Consider the following 23315-nt stretch of genomic DNA (forward strand, 5'->3'; position numbering starts at 1 on the left):
ATGGCGTTTCCGTTCAAGTCGGAAGGTATTTCCGGTCGTCCTATCTCGCATAGGCGGGCGAAGCTTTCTGAAATCCTGAAAGCCAAGCTGGCGCGGCTGGCCAAGGGCTCGCGCGTGCAGCGCGAACTCGCCGACCGCGTGCGGCTGATCTTCGACCCGCTCGAACCGCGCCTGCTGCTCAACGCCGATCTCAACGTCAATCTGGCAACCGACGGCCCGAGCGTCGACCATGAAATCCTGGTCCGGCTGCTCGAAGAGGTGCAGACTGTCAACAACGTTGCCACCACCATCCAGCAGGTCCAGATCATCGACCAGACCGATGGCGGCAAGGTGCTGGCCTTCGGCGACCTCAGCACGATGAACAGCATCGCGATTACCGGCGGTGCCGGTAACGACACGCTGAAGATCGACGAGGATTCGTTCGGCACGCATACGCTGGTGCCGGTCATCTCGTTCAATGGCGCCGGCGGCAACGACAAGGTTGTGTTCGACAGCTCCGCCAACGCCGCCTGGATGCTGAGCGGCAACAATGCCGGCAGCATCGATGGCGCGCATGTCGACGTGGCCTTCACCGGCACGGAGAACTTGAAGGGCGCCGACGGCAACAGCGACACGTTCACGATCGCCGCCGCCGGCAAGCTCAGCGGCACGATGGATGGCGGCTTTGGCGGCCACGATACAATCGTCTATTCAGGGGGCTTGACCGCCAGCAATGCGACGCTCGGCGCCAACGGCTCCGGCAAGGTCACCTTCGCCAATCCGAACGGCTCGACGCTCGCCTTCGAGAACATGGAGCCCTTCGCCGTCGGTGGCGGCGTGCTCGTCGTCGACCGTTCGGCGACGGTAGCTGCGGCAACCAACAAGAACGTCACCGTGCAGGCGAATGGCGCGAGCTCGCTGCGCGTGATCATCGACGGTGCCAATTACGATTCGGTGGCAACCAGCAAAGTCTGGCTCTATCTCGGCGACAGCGCCAATGTGACGACGCTGTCTTCCCTGCCCAGCGATGCCGGCTTCTCGCTGATGCTCGATGCCGGCGAGGAGATTGCCGTCAATTCGACCGTGTCGACCACGGGCAGCCTCGGCCTGAGCGCCGAAGACATCAACATCGGCGTGTCTGCAACCATTAGTGCGCAATCGATGGACTTCCGGGCCGTCGACTGGGCGCGCACGTCGCAGGATGCCGCCGGGATCGTGTCGACGCTCAGCGCGACCAGCGCCACCTCAGCGACCATCACCATCACCGGAAAGCTGACGGCCGTCGGCGCCGTCCAGGTGTCCTCGCACGCGTCGAACACCGTCAAGGCGCATGGCAAGGCACAAAGCAGCCTGCGCACAATCGCCGCGTCGCTGACCGACACATCGACGGTGTCGCTGGCAGCGACCGCTTCGCTGACCGGCTCGACTGTGAGCGCCACGGCCGATACCGACGTCGATGTCGATATCATCGTTACCCGCGTGCCGATCCCCAATTTCCTGGGACTGACCGAGGTCGTCATCCCCGACAGCGTCCTCAACCTGACCAGCATCTCGACCGATCTCATCAATGAGATCAAGGCGGTCTCGCCGACCAATCCTACCGGCGCCTTCAGCACCGCTTCGCAGGCCTTCACCGACGCGCTGGCGCGTGGCGAGATCGTGGAGCAGGACCTCGAGACGATGGCGAAAAACGTCGTCGCCGGGTTCAGCAATTCGCAGGTTCATTCCGACGTCAACGTCACCAACACCACCAACGTCACCGTCGATGCGGCGGCCAAGATCGTCCAGAATGGCGGTACTGCGACTGGCACGGCCGAAGTGACGCTGGCGGCGAGCGACAACAGCCTCGTGCGCGTTTCGCTGCAGACCGAAAAAGACGCGCTGCTGCCGACCTTGTCCACCATCGTGGTGTTCTCGGCGCTCGATTCCGACACGCTGGTCCAGCGCACGACAGGCGTCACCGTCGGTCCGGCGACGGGCGTGGTATCGACGCATCCGACAGTGATCGACGCCGACGGCAATGCCTCGATCGCCGCCGCCAACAGCGGCGAGGTGCGCAATGAAGTGGTTTCCGATTCGGTCGGCTCGGTCACCAATGAAGCTTCGGAAGGAACCAAGGCGCTGGTGCGCGGCGTCACAGTGTTGGCAGGCGGCCTCGGCGTCACCGCCGACAGCAACACCACCTATACGTCAAGTAGCCTCGATGCCGAGAACCGGGTGACCGGCGACACATCGGCCGGGATCGACGAGAGCGTGGTCACCGCAGGCGCGGGCGGCGTGAGCGTCGCGGCAGCGGACCGTTCGACCATGGCGGCCTATGCCGAGCCATTCCAACCCAACATAACGCCGGCCGATGCACCGGCCAAGAAGCTGATCGCCAGGGTCAGCGTCATCAATGAAGTGCTCAAGAACACGACAGCTTCGGTCGAGCAGTCGACCATCACCTCGTCCGGAACCGTCAGCGTCTCGGCCATCAACGCCACCAACATCGCCGCCTATGCGCAGTCGATCCCGCTCGAGGACGATGCCGCCGACGACCTGACCGATCCGCTCAGCGCCAAGAAGATCATGGGCGGCGTGCTCGCCGCCAACGTGGTCAACGGCTCGACCACGGCCTCGGTATCGCAAAGCACCGTGACCACCAGCAATGCGGCCGACGTCAAGGTTTCGGCGACCGACGACACGTTCATAGACGCGACGATCTTCGTCAACATCGACAGCCGCGGCAAGCTCGGCAGGCTGTTCAAGGGCGGCACCAAGTCGACGACCGGCCTCGAAGCGATGAATATCATCGGCTTCACGCTCGGCGACGGGCCGACGCTCAACGGCAACACGCTGGCCCTGCAGAAGGCAACGCTCGATGCCTTGATCGGCACGCAATTCTTCCAGCATGAAACGCCGGTGCTGGTCAGCGCCAACGTCACCGACTCTGTCGTCGCGGCGGCCGGCGCACTGCTGGTCAGCGCGATGTCGAAGGGCGTCGCCAACACCACCGTCACCAACATCTCGAAGAACACGACGGATGTCGGCATCGTCAAGGCGGCGGCCAAGAACATGGCGGCCGTGCTTGCCAACAACCAGGTGAACCGGCTGGCGACCGCGACGATCGATGGCGGCGTGACCAAGAAGTCCGTCACCGCCGGCGGGGCGATCAATGTTTCGGCCAACGACGATTCGACGGTGCATTCGAACATCAAGATCACCGGCTCGGCCGAAGCCAGCAGCGACGGCGGCCTGCACAGCCTTGAGCGCTTCGTCGAAGACGGGCTCGGCGTGCAGCTGGTATCCGACCGCAAGCTAACCGACGGACTGACTGTGCCGCTCGCCTACGGCACCACGGTTGGCCTCGACTATGATCTGTCCACCGACGGCAAGAAGACGCCGCTCGACGTCAACACCGGCGACATCGTCCTGTTGTCCTCACCGGGCAGCATCGGCCATCTCTACAAATATGTCGGCCTGGCACCCCATCACGTCGACTTCAAGGTCGCCGATCCGGTCAACGATTTCACCAACGAGACCTACTGGGAGGAAATTCCCGGCGAGCCGGGCGATGTCTATACCTATCTCGGCGCCGACAATCCGTCTCTAGACCTGACCAAGGTCGATTTCACCGACAAGGATCTGTGGAAGCCGGATCTCGATTATTCGGTGATCACCGACAAATACAATCTGCGTCAGGCCAGCGCCGGCTCGACCGGCATCGCGATCGTGCTCAACGACGTGCGCGGCGGCGCCACGGCGCTGCTGACGCAGGCGACAGTGCATGCCGACACGGTTACGGTTTCAGCCGATTCGGCCGGCACGATCGAGGCCAATGCCGACGTCTACAACAGCGCCAAGGGCGGCGGGCCGTTCGACCAGGACAAGCTGATGGAGCAGATCGCGCCGAAGGGCGCGAAGGGCTACATCTTCAAGAAACTTGCTTCCGCAGGCGGAACCAAGTCGCAAAGCGCGGTCGTCACCACCAATCTTATCCAGGGCGAGACCTCGGCCAAGATCGTCGATGCCACGGTCGGCACCGTTGCCGACAAGGTCGGCGCCGTCACCGTGCACGCCGAGAACAGCTCCTTCATCAATTCCGAGAATTCGACGGTCGCGACCGGCGAGGGCGCCAAGAAGGCGGCAGCCCTGCAGATCGCCAACAACACGATCGGCTGGGAGCGCAGCAACCTGCTGTTCAACACGCTCGAAACGCTGCTTGGCGACGTGGTCGACAACATCGCCGAACCGGTCGGCGCCGGCGATACCCAGCTGCGCGAACAGCACCCGTTCGTGGTCGAGGCTTCGATCGCCAGTTCCAGCATTGTTTCGGACGCCGCGCTCGTCGTCGAGGCGATCTCGAGCGCAAAGATCGTCGCCACAGCCGACGCCAATGCCTCGGCGGCGTTCGAGGCGCTGGCGCAAGCGTCGTCGTCGACGCTCGGCATCGTCATCTCCGGCAACAAGGTCAGCAGTGGCGCGACGGCGAAGATCACCGGCGGCACGACGAACGCGGTAAGCGTCGATGTGCGTGCCCAGGACGCCGCTTCGATCGAAGCGACGACCAATCTCGGCGCCGACAACAAGGTGGAAAACACGCTTGGCACGGACGTTCTGAACACCATCGCCGGCAACGTCCTCGACGACATCAAATACACGACCAAATCCGGCACGCCGGCCATGATCCTCGGCGACCGTGTCCGGGTCGAAACGCCGGAAGTCGATCTCGACGAGGAGGGCGCCGTTGCGACCGGCGTCCAGATCACGACGGGTGATCGCGTCCAGAAGGGCGGTGCGATTTATCGCTATGTAGGCGGCGGTACACTCACCGACCTGACGGGCATCAACTTTGCCACCAATGCGAACTGGGTGAAGACGACGGGCGAGCCGGGCGCCGTCTATGAATATATGGGCGCCGACGGCACGGCGGTCACCCTCGGCACAACCAACCTCACCGATTTCGGCCTGTGGAAGAAGATCAACACCGAAGCCCTGCTGCCGGCCGAACTGGTCAAGACCGGGCTGTTGGCGGCCGGCGTCAGCAAGAAGATCGTCGACGGCAAGAGCAAGGCGCTGGGCGGCATCTTTGCCCGCAACCAGATCAACACCACGGTCGACGCCGAGCTCGTCTCCACCAGCGTCACCACCACCGGCGCGGTCTCGGTGACAGCCAAGCAGAGCGCCAAGATCACCGCCGTCGATACCAGCCACTTCGAATCGCTCAACGATTCCGGCAATGCGTCGCTGGCCGCCAGCGGTGTCTCGGTCGCCAACACCATTTTGGGCAGCACCACCGCCGCCGTGACCGACAGCACGATCGCCAAGGGCACGGGTGCTGCTGCCAGCAACGACCTCACCGTTAGTGCGGTCAATGAAGCGACGATCGATGCGACTGCGCTCAGCGCCGCCTATGCCGGCGGCAAGGCCGCCAGCTTCGTGCTGTCCTTCAACGCCATCGGCTGGGAGCCGCAGAACATCTTCTTCGACGCCGCCGACACGCTGATCGGTTCGCCCGAAGTCAGCGAGGCGCTGGGTGGCGAAAATCCGTTCCAGACGAGCGCCTTCATCAAGAATTCGGATGTCGACATTGCCGGCAGCATCGCGCTTTCGGCCGACACCACCGCCGAGATCTCGGCGACTACAGGCAGCGAAGCCAAACAGGAGTGGAACAACGGATTTGGCGTTTCCGCCAAGTATGGCGCTTCGGGCATGGCCGCCGGCGTCATCCTCGCCAGCAACAAGGTCAGCGCCGGCGCTTCGGCCTATATCGACAACAGCGGGACCACCACCCGGCAGGTCGAGGCGGACGGCTCCATCAACGTCGAGTCGTCCAATGCGGCAAAGATTTCGGCCGACATCACCGTGGTGTCGACCGCGCTGCCGGAAAACACGCTCGACGCGCTGAAGGGCGCTGTCGGCAGGGCGGCCGACGAGCTCGGCGCCGGCGACTATGAATTCACCACCAAATCCGGCGTCAGGACGGTCGAGAAAGACGACAAGGTTCGTGTTGCGCTCGACTATCTGACCGCCGAGGTCGACCTCGACACGAAAGCGCCGGGCGATCCGCTCGACATCGTCCATGGCGACCTGGTCGAGAAGGGCGGCACCATCTACCGCTATCTCGGGGCCGATCCCATCACGGCCAACACCGGTATCGTGCTAACCGACACGGCGACATGGAAGGCGCTCGACCTCAATTCGGGTGAGGTCTACAAATACATCGGTGAGACGCCGCTTACCAACGTCAACCTCGGCAGCCACGACCCGCTGGTCGTCGACTATTCCGACACGACGAAATGGCAGCAACTGAAGACCTCGGATTTCGAGGACATCTTCTTCCCCAATATCGGCAATGTCGTCACCACCAATGCCAAGTCGATCGGGCTCAGCATCGCCTACAATGACGTGCGCGGCGATTCCCAGGCTTACATCAAGAAAGCCACGGTCGATGCCGCCGCCGGCGACGTGAAGGTCGCGGCCAAGGGCGTTTCGACAATCACCGCCTACACCACCAACACCGTGTCGGCCTCGGGCGGCAGCGGCATAGACGGTTCGGGCAAGGTGCTCGGCTTCAGCGGCCAGATCGCCACCAATGTCGTGCTCGGCAAGACCACCGCGACTGTCCAGGACAGCACGGTTACCGGCGGCGGCGATCTGGACGTCACCGCCGATAATGAGGCGCGCATCGACGCGCGCATGTATTCGTCCGGCTCTTCGGGCGCGACCGCGGCCGGCGTTACATTGGCCTACAATTCGGTCGGCTGGGACGCGCAGAACCTTTTGTTCAACACCATCGATACGCTGATTGGTGCGCCCTACATCTCCGACCAGGGCTTCGGTGACAATATCGGCGCCGGCGCCACCGCCTCGATCCTGAATAGTTCGGTCGACGTCGACGGCGCGATCGACGTGTCGGCGCTCAACAACGCCCAGATCAATGCCACGGTCAGCAATGCGGCGGTGACGGATTCCGCCGCCATCCACGGCGCTTCCGGTTCTTCCTATGGCGTCATCATTTCCTCCAACAAGGTGTCGGGTGTCGCCAAGGCGACCATCGACAACACCGGGTCCACCGGCAAGACCATCGTCGCCGGCGACGGTGTCCAGGTCACGGCCAACGATTCATCGGGCGTCTACTCCAATTCGAAGCTGGTTTCGGACACGACGGTCAGCAGCGACGGCGGCGCGGCCATCATCCAGGAGACGCTGAACGATCTCTACGATGCCGACTACGACACGAACCCGGATGACGGTCTTGGCACAAAGATCCGCACCATCAAGTTCGGCGACCGGGTGCGGCTGTCCGACGACTTCACCGGCAATGTTGTCATCAATCTCGACCAGATGCTGCCGCCGACGAAGTTCCCGATCAAGACCGACGATGCGGTGCAGTTCGAGGGTGCGGACGGCGAAGACGGCCCGATCTACCGCTATATCGGCGACGACGACATTATCGACCTCGAAGCGCTTGCCGCTGCCGGCGTCAACAATCTCGACCCGGCCGAGTGGATCCCGATCGGCGGCAATGACGGCAGCATCTACATCTATATGGGCGGCACGCCGGCCGAGATGGATCTGGCGGCGACCGACTTCTCCAATCTCGGCTTCTGGAAGGAAGCGCCGGAAGCCACGCTTCTGCTTCAGGATCTGAACCTGTCGGCGGCGCCCGCCAAAGCGGTCGGCGGCCTGATCGTCATGAACGACGTGCGCGGCGGTTCCAACGCCTCGATCAAGAACGCGACCGTGACCAGCACCGCTGGCGACGTCCAGGTGGTGGCGCTGGAAAGCGCCGACATCAGCGCCAAGGTCGATACATCCGTCTCGGCCTCCGGCGGCAGCTCGGTCGACTGGGACGGCGACAGCAAGACCGGTGCGGCCGACACCAACCCGGCAACGACGCCGGGCACCACCACGCCGGATCCGACGACGCCGGAAACGCCGGCCGACCCGAAGCAGGAGACGGTGAAGGACAAGGTGCTGGCCATCAACGGCACCATCGCCACCAACATCGTGCAGTCGAGCGCTACCGCGACCATCGAAAACAGCGATGTGACCAGCGGCGGCGACGTGGATGTCGCGGCCCAGAACGTTTCGTCGATCGTCGCCGACACCAAGAGCTCGGCCTACTCCAGCGGCGGCGACACTGTCGGCGTGACGATGGCCTTCAATTCGATTGGCTGGCAGGCGACCAACATCCTGTTCAACGGTGTCGATGCGCTGCTCGGCGACGATTTGATCGCCGACGCTTTCGGCGGCCGCAACCCGGCGATGACGTCGGCTTCGATCATCGATTCCGAAATCGACGCCGACGGCGCGGTGTCGGTGACGTCAGACAACAAGGCGTCGATCGATGCCTCGGTCAGCAATGAGGCGACGTCCTCGGCAACCTCGATCTCCGGTACCAACGGCAAGGCCGTTGGCCTGATCATCGCCAGCAACAAGGTCGCCAGCGAGGCGACCGCCAAGATCGACAACAGCGGCTCGACGAGCCTCGAGGTCAACGGAGCCAGCGTCGAGGTTTCCGCGACCGACGATGCGTCGATCACCTCGCACGGCAACCTGCTGGCGTTGGCCGAGATCAAGAACGACTACGGCATCAGCGTGCTGGCCAATCTGGCCAAGACGGCGCTGGGCAGCTACCAGTTCACCACGCAGTCCGGGGTGCAGACCGTCAATGACGGCGACCTTGTCTATATCGACGCCGACAAGGGCGATGCGACGGCGGGCGAGACCTGGGTCTATGACGGTCCCGACGGCGCCATCGTCGACTTCTCGACCGAGGATTTCACGGGCAGCGAGTGGTCGAAATACATCGTCAACGACGTCATTGACTGGGTGAACGACAACATTGTGCCGAGCCTGGCCGGCGGTGACGCCGTCGGCGTCGGCGGCATGGCGATCCGCAACGACATCGACAGCGGCGCATCCGCGACAATCAACGCGGCAACAATCATCGCCACCGGCAAAGTGCTTGTCTCGGCACTGCAGACCAGCGCCATTCTGGCCGACATCAAGGCGCGCGTCGAAGTCACCGGCAGCGCCAAGGGCAAGTCGATTGCCGTCAACGGCGTCATCGCCACCAACAATGTGGTGAGCCACGCCAAGGCATACGTCACCGACAGCGATATCTCCGGCGCCGATCTCGGCGTGACGGCCGAGAGCTCGGCTGACATCGACGCAACCATCGATGCCGACACCATCGCCAAGGCGACGGCGGTCGGTATCACGCTGGCCTTCAATACGATCGGCATTGCCGGCCAGAACTTCCTGTTCAACACCGTCGACGCACTGGTCGGCACCGACCTCGTCGATACCATTTACGGCCATGACGAGAACGCGGCCATCGAGGCCAAGATCGACAACTCAAAGGTCGACATGACCGGCGCCGTGACGGTGTCGGCCACCGCCTCGCAGAAAATAAACTCGGAAATCTCCAACTACGTCAAGACGTTGCGCGGCGGCGCGCCGAACGCAGTCAGCGTCGGCGGTGTCTTTGCCCTGAACCGCGTGCAGATGGTGGTGGGTGCCTCGATCGAGGATTCCGCAAACATCGACGCCGACGGCGCGCTGATCGTCTCGGCCAGCAACACCAGTGAAATCACCTCGCATGTCATCGCGCCGGTGATTTCCATCAACTATACTTACGGCGCCAATCCGAACGGCAAATCCGTCTCTATCGGCCTGGTGGTGTCGCGCAATGCAGTCGACGCCACGGTCTCCGCCACCATCGACAACGTCGCCGACCTCAATGCCGGCAGTGTTTCGGTCAGCGCCTCGCAGGCGGGCAAGATCGACGCCACGGCTGCGGCCGCCGCCGTGTCGGTGGCTGCCGGCACCGGCAGCGGACTGGCCGTCGGCGTCGCCGGCACCATCGCCTTCAACACCATACTGGGTGCGGTCGACGCACTGATCCAGGACAGCGACGTCAGCGCGACCGGCGACGTCACCGTCTCGGCAACCAACACCGCCGACATCGACGCCAAGATTGCCGCAGCGGCCGCTTCGCTCGCCGGCGGGTTCTCGGCCAACGGCACCGCGATCGCGGTCGGCATCGTGCTTGCCTTCAACTATGTCGGCTATGCCGGCAGCATCGAAGCGCCTGGCGTTGCGACGCCGCTGAAGACCGAAGCGCGCATCCGTCATTCGACGGTCGGCGGCAACAAGGTCGGGGTTACCGCGACCTCCAACCAGACCATCGACGCACTCACCGTGGCGGCTTCCGTCGCGGTCGGCATTTCGGCATCCGGCAACGGCACTGCGTTCAGCGCCGGCGGCGTCTTTGCGCAGAACAGCATCGCCGCCGACACCACGGCCCTGATTGACGGCGGCACCGTCGTCGACGACACGTCGACCATCACCGGCGGCGCCGGCGGCATCGATGTCGAGGCACTCAACACGAGCCAGATCCATTCGTTTGCCGCGGCGGCAACGGTCGCGGCCGCCTTCGCCTCGACCAATGCGAAAGCATTCTCGATCGGGCTTGCGGTAGCTCTCAACGACATCAAGGGCAGTGTCGCCGCCAAGGCCGATCATGCCGAGCTTTCCGCCGGTGGCGCCATCACGGTCAAGGCGGACAACCACGCGCTGATCGAAGCCAAGGGTGCGGCCGCATCGATGACGGTCGCCTTCTCCGGCACGTCTTCCATCGCCATTAGCGGCGCGGGTGCCGGGCTCTCCAACCTCATCGATGTCGACACGTTGGCGTCGATCACCAACTCCAGCATCCTCGACAGCGCCAGTGTCAGCGTCGAAGCGCTCAGCCAGTCGAAAATCACCGCCACGGTCCTGGCGGCGTCGGCCGCGGTCGGCGGCGGTGGCACCACCGGCATCGGCGCCTCGATCGGCGCCGCGGTCGCCGTCAACCGCATCGGCGACTGGACAGTCACAGAGGCTGTCGACGCCACCAGCGGCCGCAGCTTGCCGACTGGCAATGCAACGCTTGCCGCCGACGGCACGACCGGCGTGCGTGCCTTCATCAGCAACACCGATGTAGCGAGCGACGGCCAGGTGAAGGTCGACGCCCATTCCAAGCAGGATATCGATGCCCTTGTGGCCGCCGGTTCGGTGGCGATCGCCGGTGGCGGCACGACAGGCTTCGGGGTCAGCGTCGGCGGCGTCTACACGCTGAATTTCGTCGCGGTGGCGACGCAGGCCTACATTACCGACACGCCGAACGGCGGCGAGATCAGCGTCGGATCGATCGATGTCGGGGCTCTCGACGAAAGCACCATCGATGTGCTGGCCGGCGCGGCCAGCGTTGCCGCCGGTATGGCCGGCACCAATGGCGTTGCGATGTCGATCGGTTTTGCGATGGCGCAAAACAAGATCCAGAACAATGTCGCCGCCTATCTCAAAAATATCGATGAGGCGGATGCGAGCGGCGCCATAGAAGTCAGCGCCGAGAACGGCGCCAAGATCCATGCGACTGTCGCCACCGCATCGATTTCGGTGGCCATCGGCGGTACCAACGGCATTTCGTTCAGCGGTGGCGGCGCGGTGGCGCTCAACAACATCGCCACCGACACCAACGCCTTCATCGAGGCAAGCACGATCACCGATGCGGGTTCCGTCTCGGTTACCGCGAAGGCCTCCTCGACCATCAAGGCCGATACACTTGCCGAATCGCTGTCGCTTGGCGTCGGCGGGACCGTCGGCGGCGCTGCGTCGTTTGGCGCGGCCGTGGCGATCAATGAGATCGGCCATGGTGAAGCCGATCGCGACCAGGTTCAGGCCTATGTGCGTGGCAGCTCCATCGAAGCCACCGGCGCGCTCACAGTCGACGCGACCTCGACGGAGATCATCGACGCCCTCGTGGCGGCCGGATCGGCGGCGATCGGCGCCGGCAGCACTGGTGTCGGCATCAGTGGCGCCGGCGCCGGTGCCCGCAACACGATTGCGGTGCGCACCGCGGCTTTCCTCGACGACCCGGACGACCAGACCGGATCCATCATCACGGTCGGTTCGGCCGCCATCGGCGCAACCGACACGTCTCACATCACGGCAAATGTCGGGGCAGCCTCGCTGGCCGCCGGCTTCGGCGCCACGGGTGTCGCTGTCACCATTGGCGTTTCGATCGCGCTCAACGACATCCACAACGACACCTATGCCGGCGTGCTGGACGGTCAGACGCTGACCTCCACGTCAGGCGATCTGTCGGTCAAGGCGACACAGGGCGCCACCATCGATGCCCTCTCGGTAGCGGCGTCGATCGGCATCGGCATCGGCGCCAGCGCCGGCATCGCGTTCTCGGGCGCGGGTGCCACGGCCAAGAACACGATCAACGACAACACCATCGCTACGGTCGTCAGCAGCACGCTGGACAGTGACGGCGCTGTCACCGTCGAAGCGATCTCGACCTCCGCCATTACCGCCAAGATCGCAGCGCTGTCGCTCGCGGTCGGCGCCTCGGCGGGTCCAGGCGTCGGCGCCGCCATCGGCGTGTCGGTTGCGCTCAACCAGATCGGCAACTGGACGGTTCCCGTCAATCCCGTCAAAGCGGACGGCACGCCCGATCCGACCCGGGCGCCGACCTTCAACGCCGCCAACAGCGGCGGCGTCAGCGCCACCATCATCGACAGCGGCGTGACGGCGGACGACACACTCACGGTTCACGCCAAGGCCGGCCAGACCATTGATGCGCTGGTGATCGCAGGCGCTGTCGCGCTCGGCGCTGGCACCGTCGGCGTCGGCGTCGCGGGCGCCGGCGTCTACACCGAAAACATGATCGGCGTTCTGACCGAGGCTTCCATCACCGGCGTGTCTTCGAACGACAAGGCGACGATCCGTGCGGCCAATGTGAATGTGAGCGCGGAAGATACTTCGCACATCACCGCCAATGCTGGTGCTGCCGCGATCTCGGCGGCCATCGGTTCGGTCGGCGTCGGCGTCAGCTTCGGCGTCGCGGTCGCCAAGAACACCATCGCCAATGATGTCGACGCCTATCTCGACTTCGCCGATGTGGCGGTCACCGATATACCGGTCCACAACCCAACCTACACCGCCGGCGTCGAGACCAATGTGCCAACACATGCGGCAGCACCGGGCACGATCACTGTCTCGGCCAGCGAAGGCGCCACCATCGACGCGATTACGGCTGCGGCTGCCGTCGCCATTTCCGGCGGCGCGGTGTCGGTGTCGGTCGCGGGCGGCGGCGCTGTTGCGCTGAACACCATCCTCGGTGGCACGCGGGCCTATGCGACGGACAGCGTGCTGGATGCCGGTGGCGCCATCGGTTTTAGCGCGTCGAACACCTCTGCTATCAATGCCCATGTGCTTGCGGCTGCGGTCGGCGTGGCGATCGGTGGCGTGGCAGTCGGCGCCTCTCTCGGCTTTGGCGTCGCGCTCAACAATATAGGTTTCAAGGGCGACGGCACACGTTCGGGCGTCGAGGTTTCGGCCTATCTTCAGGACACCAATGTCGACAGCTACGGCGCGCTCGGCGTGTCGTCGACGTCCAGCCAGACGATCGACGCCAATGTAGCGGCGGCCTCGGTCGCGCTTGCCGCCGGCGGTTTTGCCTTCAGTGCCGCCGGAGCGGCGGCTGTGACGGTCAACAAGGTGGGCGTCGACGCCCACGCCTTCATCGATGGCGGTACCATCAAGGCCAGCGATGTCACCGTCCAGGCGCTGGATACGTCGAAGATCGATGCCTTCGCGGGCGCTGCCGCAGTGGCGATATCGATCGGCTTTGCTACCGGCAGCAGCGCGGTGGCGCTCGGCGTCGCGCTTGCCGACAATCTGATCGACAACGACGTCTCCGCCTATGCCGAGGATGCCAACATCACCGTCACCGGCGACATTCCGGTGCAGGCCAATGGCTATATCTACACGGTGCCGGGTGCGGGACCGACCTTCCTGCCGCGTGTCATGCCAGCCTATGCGGCAAACAGCGGCTCGATGTCGATCACCGCGAACGAGAACGCCTCCCTGACGGCGCGCGCCATCATGGCGTCGCTTGCGGCATCGACGGACCTTGGTGTCACCGTTGCAGGTGGCGGCGCTGTGGTTACCAACACAGTCTCTTCCACCACCGGGGTGCGGCTCGAAGACAGCACGCTCAACATCAACGGCTCGCTGACGCTCAGCGCGCATGACGTGACCACGGTCGTCTCCACGGTCGACGCGATCTCGCTGGCGATCGGCATATTCAGCCTGGCGGCCGGTGGCGCTTCGGCTACATCCAACATCGGCTCGATCGTTTCGGCCGATGTTTCAGGATCGAACGTCAAGGCCGGCGCGGTCGTGATCGAGGCCGTGGCGACACCCAAGGCGCGTTCCGAAGCTAAGGGCGTCAATGCCGGCACCGCGGCGGTCGGCGTCTCGCTCGCCAAGGCCAATGTTGACACTCACGTCAGCGCCGAGACAAGCAGCACGACGTTCAATGTCGACAGCCTGCGCCTGGCGGCCAGCCAGACGCTGCCCTCGGTCGGTGATACGGCGAACGCCAAGGCGCAAGGCCTTGCCGGCGGCCTGATCGGCGTCGATGCGACGGTCACCGAAGCGATCAACACCAGCACGGTGATGGCGCTGATCGGCACCGGCACGCTGATCACCGCGGCACGCGGCGTCAGCGTCGCGGCGCAGAATGACAGCCGCCAGCGCGCCGATTCCAACAGCGCCGCCTATGGACTTGTCGCCGCGGGCGTCACCAAGGCCAAGGCGCAGTCGCTACAGCATGTCGACAATGGCGTTGCGGTCGCCAACACCACCGCCCAGGTGGCGAATGGAATCACCATCAACGCCGGCGCGATGAGCATTTCAGCGCTGGGCAGCGACGACAACCAGGCAACGAGCTCGCCCGGCGCCGGCGGCCTGGTCGGTATTGCGGCCGCCGTGGCCGACACGACCTCCAATGCGGTGACCCAGGCCGTACTGGGCGACAACGCGCAGATAACGCTTACCAAGGCAGCGACGCAGCTTGCCGGCGAAACTGCAGCGGCCTTCACCCTCTATCAGGGGATCGCCGGCCGTTTCGCCATGACATCGGATCACCTGGCGCGCGCCAATACTGTGATCGTCACCAGCGCCTATGGCGTGCTTTCCGGCTCGGGCGCCGAGGCCGACAACAACATCAATTCGACCTCCAATGTGATTGTCGGCGACGGCGCCAAGGTTACCGCCTATGCGATCAACGCCACCTCGCTCAACCGCTTCGACAAGCCGAACATCGGCGACAACGTCAATGGCAGCACGGGCGGCCTGGTCGCCGGTGCCGGCGTTAGCAGCGACACGCATCTGACGCTGAACACCAAAACACTGGTCAAGAACAATGCGCAGCTCAAGGTGATCGGCAGCTCGCTTACAGCCGGCGAGTTCACGATTGCGGCGCGCAACGACATCCACTTCTACGAGAACGTCTCCTACAAGGGCGGCGGCCTCGGTTCCGGCATCGGGGCATCGAGCAAGTTCGATGCCGACAATGTCTTCGCGACCGTCCAGATCGGAACCAATACGGCGGTCGACAGCAATGTCGAGCTGAACACGGTCGGCGAGATCGACCTCAAGGCCGACACCAATGCCGATGCCGAGCTGCATGTCAGCGTCGATAATTATGGCGGCGTCACCGTGTCGGTGGCGGATGCCACGATCGACCTCAGCCCGACCAACAGCGTGCTCGTCGGCAACGGCTCGCACATCAAGGCGCTGAGCGACGTCAATGTGTTGGTCGGCATGGATGCCAATTCCAACCACGACGTCTATCGCGTCGCCGTCTACAGCGACACGTTTGCCGGCAGCGTCATTCCGATCGACCATGTCGTGTCCGATGCGCTGCTCTACCAGGAAAACCTGATCACCATCTTCGCCGGCGCGCTGGTCGAGACCGGCGGCAATGTCAGGCTGTTCGCCGACAAGTCCGCCTTCGCCAACATGACTTCGCAGGGCAAGGCGGTGAACTGGGCCTCGGCGCTGGCGGGCGCCATCGACAAGGCGCTGGGCGGCAACGCCTATGCGCAGTTCGACGGCCTGGCGCATACCGATTCGCATGCGATTGTCACCGTTGACGGCACCGTGCGCACGGGCCTCAACCGCAACATCGACATCACCATCACCGCGATAGGCGGGACGACGGCGAACCCGACCGTCACCTATAGCGGCGCCGGCTCGGATTCCGTCACGCTGGGCATCGACCAGGCACCGCTGGTTTCCAGCTATTTCGACCTGATCGCCGACGCCGAAGCCAAGAAGCTGGAATATTCGACCAATCCCGACCTCGTCGCGTTCTACAATCGCGAGATCAAGCGGATGGTCAGCGAACTGCAGTTCCTCGGCCTGGTCGAGGTGGTGCCGATTCTCGATGCCCAGGGCCACCAGGTGGTCATCAACGGCGTGCCCCAGACCGGGCTGCTGCCGGTCCAGAAGAATGTGCTGACCATCCATGTCAAACCGATCCTGGCCGAAGCCGGCTATATCAACATCAATGGCGACGTGCTGCAGGGCTCGGGCAAGCTCGACGCGCCCGGTAATGTCAGCGTCAAGATCACCAACAACACGACCGCCTTCCTCGACATTCAGGGCATCTACATCCCCGAGAACAATGGCGGCGTCTTTTTCAACGGCTTCCAGAACGAGATCTCGAAGATCGACAGCGCGGAAACCGATCCGGCCATCGTGCGCGGCCTGCTCAACGGCGTGATCGCCGGGCAGAACCAGGCCAATGCCAATGACGACAATTCGGACGACCAGCGCGGCGGCGAGCCGGTGCTGGTTCCGGGCCTGGTCAATCTCGACATTACCCGCACCTTCGGCGTGGCGCCGGTCAATACGGTGCTGATCAAGAACACGCTGATCGTCGACACCAGCCACAATCCGTGGCCCGGCATCACCGTCTCCGGCGATATCGATGCGATCTCGGCCAGCGTCACGCTCGACAACAGCATCGGCTCCGGCGACATCACCATCACCGGCAACATCCACAGCGCCTCGCTGCATGTCATCACCGCCGGCATGGTGGTGATCGACCTGCCGCCCGGCAGCGTGCTCAACACCGGCGGCGACCCCTATCTGGCGTGGAAGCAGATCACCAATCCGGACGGCATGGGCGCTGCGACCGATGCCGACCGCGATGCCGAGCTCGCGAAAGCGCCGACCAGCGGCATCTATGCCAGCCTGATCTCGATCAACGCCGAATATGTGAACCTCAACGGGCTGATCCAGAGCGGCTCCAGCGACTATGTGCTGAACATCGGCGCCGACACGATCGCCGAAATCGACCAGATCAAGAAGGACATTGCCAGCGGCAAGATCCAGCCCGGCAAGATCATGCTGAAGACCGCCCAGTACAACGAGTTCAAGGCGTACTGGGATTCGGACCTCGGCAAGATCGTCATCCAGGAATTTCGCACGCCGGCCGGGTCGATCACCATCACCGGCAAATTGATGAACACCGGCAAGGGCCAGATCAAGGCGCTCGGCGCCTATGTCAACGTCACCGTCAACAATGCCTCCAACTATGACGTTCTGATCAAGCGCATCGATGTCACCGAGCGCGGTCTCGGCACGATCATCCTCAACGACAAGTCGAAGCGCAGCGACGGCGGCTATACGCAGACCTGGTACCAGACGCAGATCGACGGAACAGTCGACGTGCGCGTCGTCGATTTCAAGCCGGTGGTGGGCGCGCTCGGCGCAAACGGCCAGCCGGTGGCGACCAAGCAGATGGTCGAGACCGGGGCGGTGACGCTCAACACCGTTGCCGGCCAGCACAATGGCAGCTGGGATTATGTCACGCAGTACAATCCACAGGCCGGATGGCGCTATGGCTGGTCGGTGGCGACCAAGACGCTGGAAAGCGTCACGACAACCTACGGCACGTCGGCCTGGCTCGGCATCGATTTCCTCGCCGCCGATCCGGCTAATGTCGTCAAGACGGAATACAAGCTGCTCGAACAGCCGACGCTGGTTCCCGGCAGCGATTATTTCTACCAGAGCAACGTCTCCGACCCGTACACCCATAGCTCAGCGACCATTACGCTTAGCCAGACCGATCCGGTGCCGGGCGACAAGTGGACGACCAGCACCTGGTACGGCAAGAAGACCTACTACCAGAAATACACGGTCGAGCGCCGCACGCAGACGACGGCGACCAATTCGATCAAGGCCGACCTGCCGGTGCAGATCAGCTTCATCGGTTACGAGGAAGCCACGGTTAAGATCAACTCGACCGGCTCGGGCAAGGTCATCGTCGACAACGGCATCTACAACGACACCGGCCTGACCCAGATCGTCTCAAACACGGTGATCGAGGCGAGCAACGACAATTCCGTCGTGCAGGGCGTGCGCGTCGCACTCGACGGCAAGCAGGGCATCGGCACCGACGAGCGGCCGCTGCAGATCGACCTCGTCGACCTCTATCCCGAGGGCTACAAGGGCGTCTCCGGCCAGTCGACCGCCTATGCCTACCTGACCGGCCATTCAGCCAATGGCGATATCTACATCAAGGAACGCACCGGCGACATGTCGATCAAGTCGGTCATCGCCGACAAGGGCAATGTAACGCTGATCGGGCAAGCCGGCATCGTCGTCGCAGATACCGGCCCGAGCACCTACCTGCAGGGCCTGGTCAAGGGCGCCAAGATCACGCTGACCGCCGACACCTATGTCGACGGCCAGGGCGCGCTGCCGGCTGGCGCCCAAGGCGGCGTCGGCAATTCGACGACGCATGCGCTGCAGATCGATTCCGGCGACGGCAATGACGACAAGGTCAACATCACCGCGCAGGGCGATATCTTTGTCTCCGAGACCGCTGGCAACATGCATCTCGAGCGGTTGACCACGCTTGGCAATGTCTGGATCGAGGTCCAGAACGGCTCGCTGCTCGATTCCGATGACGTCTCGGTCAAGGACAAGCGCACCTATGACGAGCTGAAGGCAGGTGTCTGGACCGATCTGCAACTGACAGGAACCACCGGCGCGCAGGACAAGATCAACGCGACGCTGCTCGGCTACGAGATGCTGAAGCGCGGCGAGTACGACACCTACTGGCGCCTGAAGGCGAGCTTCGACTCGGTTTCGGGCACGGTGAAGCTGAGCGACGCCGAACGCCAGTATTACGAAGACACCCTCTCGTCTGCGGATGCCGCTGCCGCGATCGCAACGCTGGAAGCCAACCGCACGGCTCAATACACCAACCTCAGCGCTATCTATGCCGGCTACGGTTCCACCTACCGTCCGGACATCGAGGCTGCCTACAAGCAGTACTGGGCTTACCGCGACACCCAGGCCAATCCGACGGCATTTGACCCCAACCACCAGATCGTGCTGACGGCCGGCCAGAGCGCAGCTGTAGAAGATAAGGTAAGTGCCAGCGGCACCGCGGCCCTGCAGGCGCAGGGCGCGATCGACCTGCGCGCCGAGGCGAACGACCTCAACGACGCGGCCACCGATCCGCTTGCGGGCGACGTGCTGGAATCCTACATCAAGTCCTATATCGCCGATCACATCGGCGCCTACGTTGATGCCGGGCTGCAGGCCTATGTCGACGCCCATCTGCAGGATGCGCTCGACTCGGAATCCGACAGGCTGACCGCCGACTATGCCGACCTCGACAAGATGTTCGGCCGCCTCGGTCAGACGCAGCAGGATGCGACGCTGTTCATGGGCGCCGACATCAAGGCCGACTACGACCAGTATTGGAGCTACCGCAACGGCCAGGCCGACCCGACAAAGTTCGATCCCGAATATGTCGTCGCCATCACCGGTTCCGAGCTGACTACCCTCACAGCCAGCCTGACCACTCAAGGGACGCTCAGTGGGCTTTCCGGCAGTGCGCTCAGCGCCTATGTGGCGGACGGCATCCAGACCGAGCGCGATATCCGCACCGCCGAATACCGCAAGCTCAACGAGCAGTTCGGTACGCTGAACGAGACGCAGAACGATGCCGCTCGGACCTTTGGCTACAGGCTCCTGTTTGCCGTCGGCAACAAGGCGACCGACCTCACCAGCACGATCAAGGTCTGGTCCGAGGAAGAGCTGCTCAATGCGTTCGGGTCGGGCCTGACCAAGTCGGTTACCGACACGGAAGTGGTGATCGAAAGCGCCAACATCGTCGGCAAGAATGTCGAGATCCACGCCAAGCAGAACATCGGCAATGTGCAGGCCGAACTCCAGCTCGACCTCGGTGACGGCAACCAGCACATCATCCTGACCGACGACCAGCGGGTGGCGCTTGCCGCCGCCGAGCGGCAGGACATCGTCTATGTCGGCGGCTACGAGACCTCGCCCGGCGTCGTCGCCAGCTCGTACATCGCCTCGACGGTGGTCAACTTCACCGCGCTGGCCGGCGGCACGCAAGGCACCATCACCGGCGCCAGCAACTGGCCGACCGGCATGTTCAAGGCCGGCGACCTGCTTTACATCGCCGGCAACACGCAGAACGCGACCGAGGACAACGCCTATTTCACTGTCGTTTCGGTGGTCGGTAACGTGATCACGGTCAGTCTGGGGCCGGATCAGTCGTTCGTCACGGAACTCGGCCGCACGGTCGCGCTGGCCAAGGTGGTCGACGACCCGACGAGCACGACCGAACGTATCACGCGCATCATCGTCAATCGCCGCGAGGACGTCGACCTGACGGTCGGCGAGCTTTTGACGGCCAAGGCCGGCAGCGCCATCTATCTCGGCTCGGAAAGCACCATCAAGCTTAGCAATGTGATCGCCGGCGAGGGCAATGCGAACGGGGACGACATCCGCATCAAGACCAGCGGCAGCCTGATCAATGCTGCAACAAGCGGCGTCAATCTCGACGGCGCCAACATCTTGCTGGAAGCCAGCAAGGGCCACATCGGCGAGAACGGCACACCCGTCACCGTGACGATGCGCGGCACTGGCGGTCTCATCGCACGGGCGCAGAACGATGTCCGCATCACCGCCCCGACCAGCGATCTCAGGCTGGAATCCGTCTATTCGAAGAGCGGCAACGCGTATCTGACCGCGACCGATGAGTCGATCGTCGACGCGCTGCCCGGTTCGACCGCAACCAAGGTCCAGGCGCAACACATCTGGCTCAACGCCGCCGGCAGCATCGGCACGAGCACCAACGCGCTCGAGATCGATGTCACTGGCACCCTGTCCACCGATCCGACCATCAACGCCACCAACCGCGGCACGATCATTGCGGTCGCGGGCGGCTCGATCTTCCTGACCGAAACCCACGGCGACATGAATCTCCGCGGCATCCATTCGATCAACGAAGACGTCACGCTGGTGGCGAACGAAGGATCGATCATCGACGCCGAATTGCCAGATCCGAACTACAACCTGAGCGTTCCGAACTCCAACAACGGTCAATCGCCTCAGACACGGGCGCTGGTGCTGCCGAAGGCCGACGTGATCGGCCGCAATGTCAACCTCACCGCCCATATCGGCATCGGTTCCGTCGCCAACGAACTCGACATCGACAGCTCCGCTTCCGCAGCGGGCACGGTCAGTGCGCACACCGACCTCGAAAGCATCTATCTGATCGAGACCGCGGGCGATCTGATCCTCAACGAGGCCGGCGCAGGCACCGCCAATGCGGCGGCGTTCGCCGATGCAGTGGCTTTCATCACCGCCGTCAACGGCAGCATCCTCAACGGCCGCACCGACGGTCTGGCCAACGTCGTGTCGCGCAAGACCTATCTGTTTGCGTCCAAGAGCATCGGCACCAGCGCCAAGCGTCTCACCACGGCGGTCGCCAATCTCGAATCCTGGTCGTACGAGAACGACACCTGGGTCGAGAATCTCGGCGCGCTGGAAGTTGGCGGTGTGCGGGCCGAGACCTCCGGCGTCAATGCCGGCGGCGGCGCCTATATCAAGGCATCGAGCCCGATCCTGATCACCGAAAGCAGCATCGCCGAGCAGGCCGAGCTCGAATTCTGGGCCGAGGACGACCTTGAAGGAACACATATCGGCGACGACGACCTTCCCGATGACATCACCGTCGCGGCCGGCGTGACGCTGGAGGCCTCACTGGGCGATGTGCGCCTGCTGGCCGGCGACGACGTGCATACGAACGCAACCTCGGTGATCATCTCGCCGACCAAGATCCTGATTGCGGGCGACTACCAGGCGTCCGGCGTCACCGATCCAGATCCCGGCGTCGGCACCTACATCGAACTGCATGGCGCACTGCAGGCACCGCAGATCGAGATCGTCGGCGGTCTCGACAAGGACAGCGTCCTGATCGACGTCGCCGCGCTGCGCGGCGACACATTTGTCCACGGCGGCGAGAGCGAGGACCTCATCACGGTCAACAAGCTGCCGTCGATGACCACTTATCTCGGCCAAGTCGTGGCGGCGGGGGCCAACGGCCTGCCCGCCTTCGGCCGCAATGCTGCCGGCCGCATCATCCGCGACGAGCTGACAATCGACGGCGAGGGCGGCACCGATGCTGTTGTCGTCAACATCGAGGGCGACGCCGACTATGTCATGAACATCCATGACAGCGGTGCCGGCGACGATGGCGTCGACACGCTGACCATCGAGGGCACAAACATTGCGGACACGTTCCTGTTCCGCAAAAATTTCATCGCCCATATGGTGCCTGCCGGCACCGACGGTTACCTGCCGGCGGTCGAGCGCATCAATTATGACGCCAGCAGCAATGGGCGCGTCATTGTCGAGGGCAATGAAGGCAACGACCGCTTCTATTTCGACGACAATGCGGCGATCCTGACCGTCGACGGCGGCGTCGGCAACGACTTCTTCCAGGTCGGCCAGATCTTCGGCAGTTCACGCGACCAGAAGGTCGATGCCGACGGCAAGATCGATCCGAACGGCGCCTATGCGATCATCTCGGAAGAGGACCGCTTCGCCACGACCGAGACGACGCTCGGCTACCTGTCGCAAGGCATCACCGTGCCGGCCGTACTCTATGGCGGCAGCGGCGAGGACATGTTCGTCGTCTACTCCAACCATGCCGATCTCAGGCTCGAGGGCGAGGACGACAATGACGAGTTCGTCATCCGCGCTTTCGCGCTGGCCGAGGGCGTCAATGTCAAGGTCAATGGCGGCAATGGCGATGACGTCATCCAGTACAATGTCAACGCGCCGGTCAACATCGATGGCGGCGCCGGTTTCGACCGGGTCGTTGTGTTGGGCACGGAACTCGACGACACCTTCGTCATCACCAAGGACGGCGTCTATGGCGCCGGCCTGACGATCAAGATCAGCAACGCCGAGGCGATGGATGTCGACGGCCTCGAAGGCGACGACACGTTCTATGTGCTGTCGACCGCCGACGATATCGTCACCACGCTGATTGGCGGCCTTGGCAGCGACACGTTCAACGTCGCCGGCGACGTGACGCAGACCGTGGTGTCGGACGACGCCAATGGCGACAGCGGCACCATCACCCATACGGTGAGCAGCGCCGACCC

General features: G+C 63.7%; 1 protein-coding gene (only partly in view). It reads left to right on the forward strand.

Translation table 11 applies throughout. The annotated features are described in order from the left end of the window. A protein-coding gene (locus H0241_RS13625) for an LEPR-XLL domain-containing protein (protein ID WP_181058159.1) crosses the window boundary here: on the forward strand, window positions 1–23315 show its 5' portion. 6892 nt of this gene lie beyond the right edge of the window; the window shows 23315 of its 30207 coding nt (coding positions 1–23315); its start codon is at window positions 1–3; the stop codon falls past the right edge of the window.

The sequence above is a fragment of the Mesorhizobium neociceri genome (assembly GCF_013520985.1).
Taxonomy (GTDB): Bacteria; Pseudomonadota; Alphaproteobacteria; order Rhizobiales; family Rhizobiaceae; genus Mesorhizobium; species Mesorhizobium neociceri.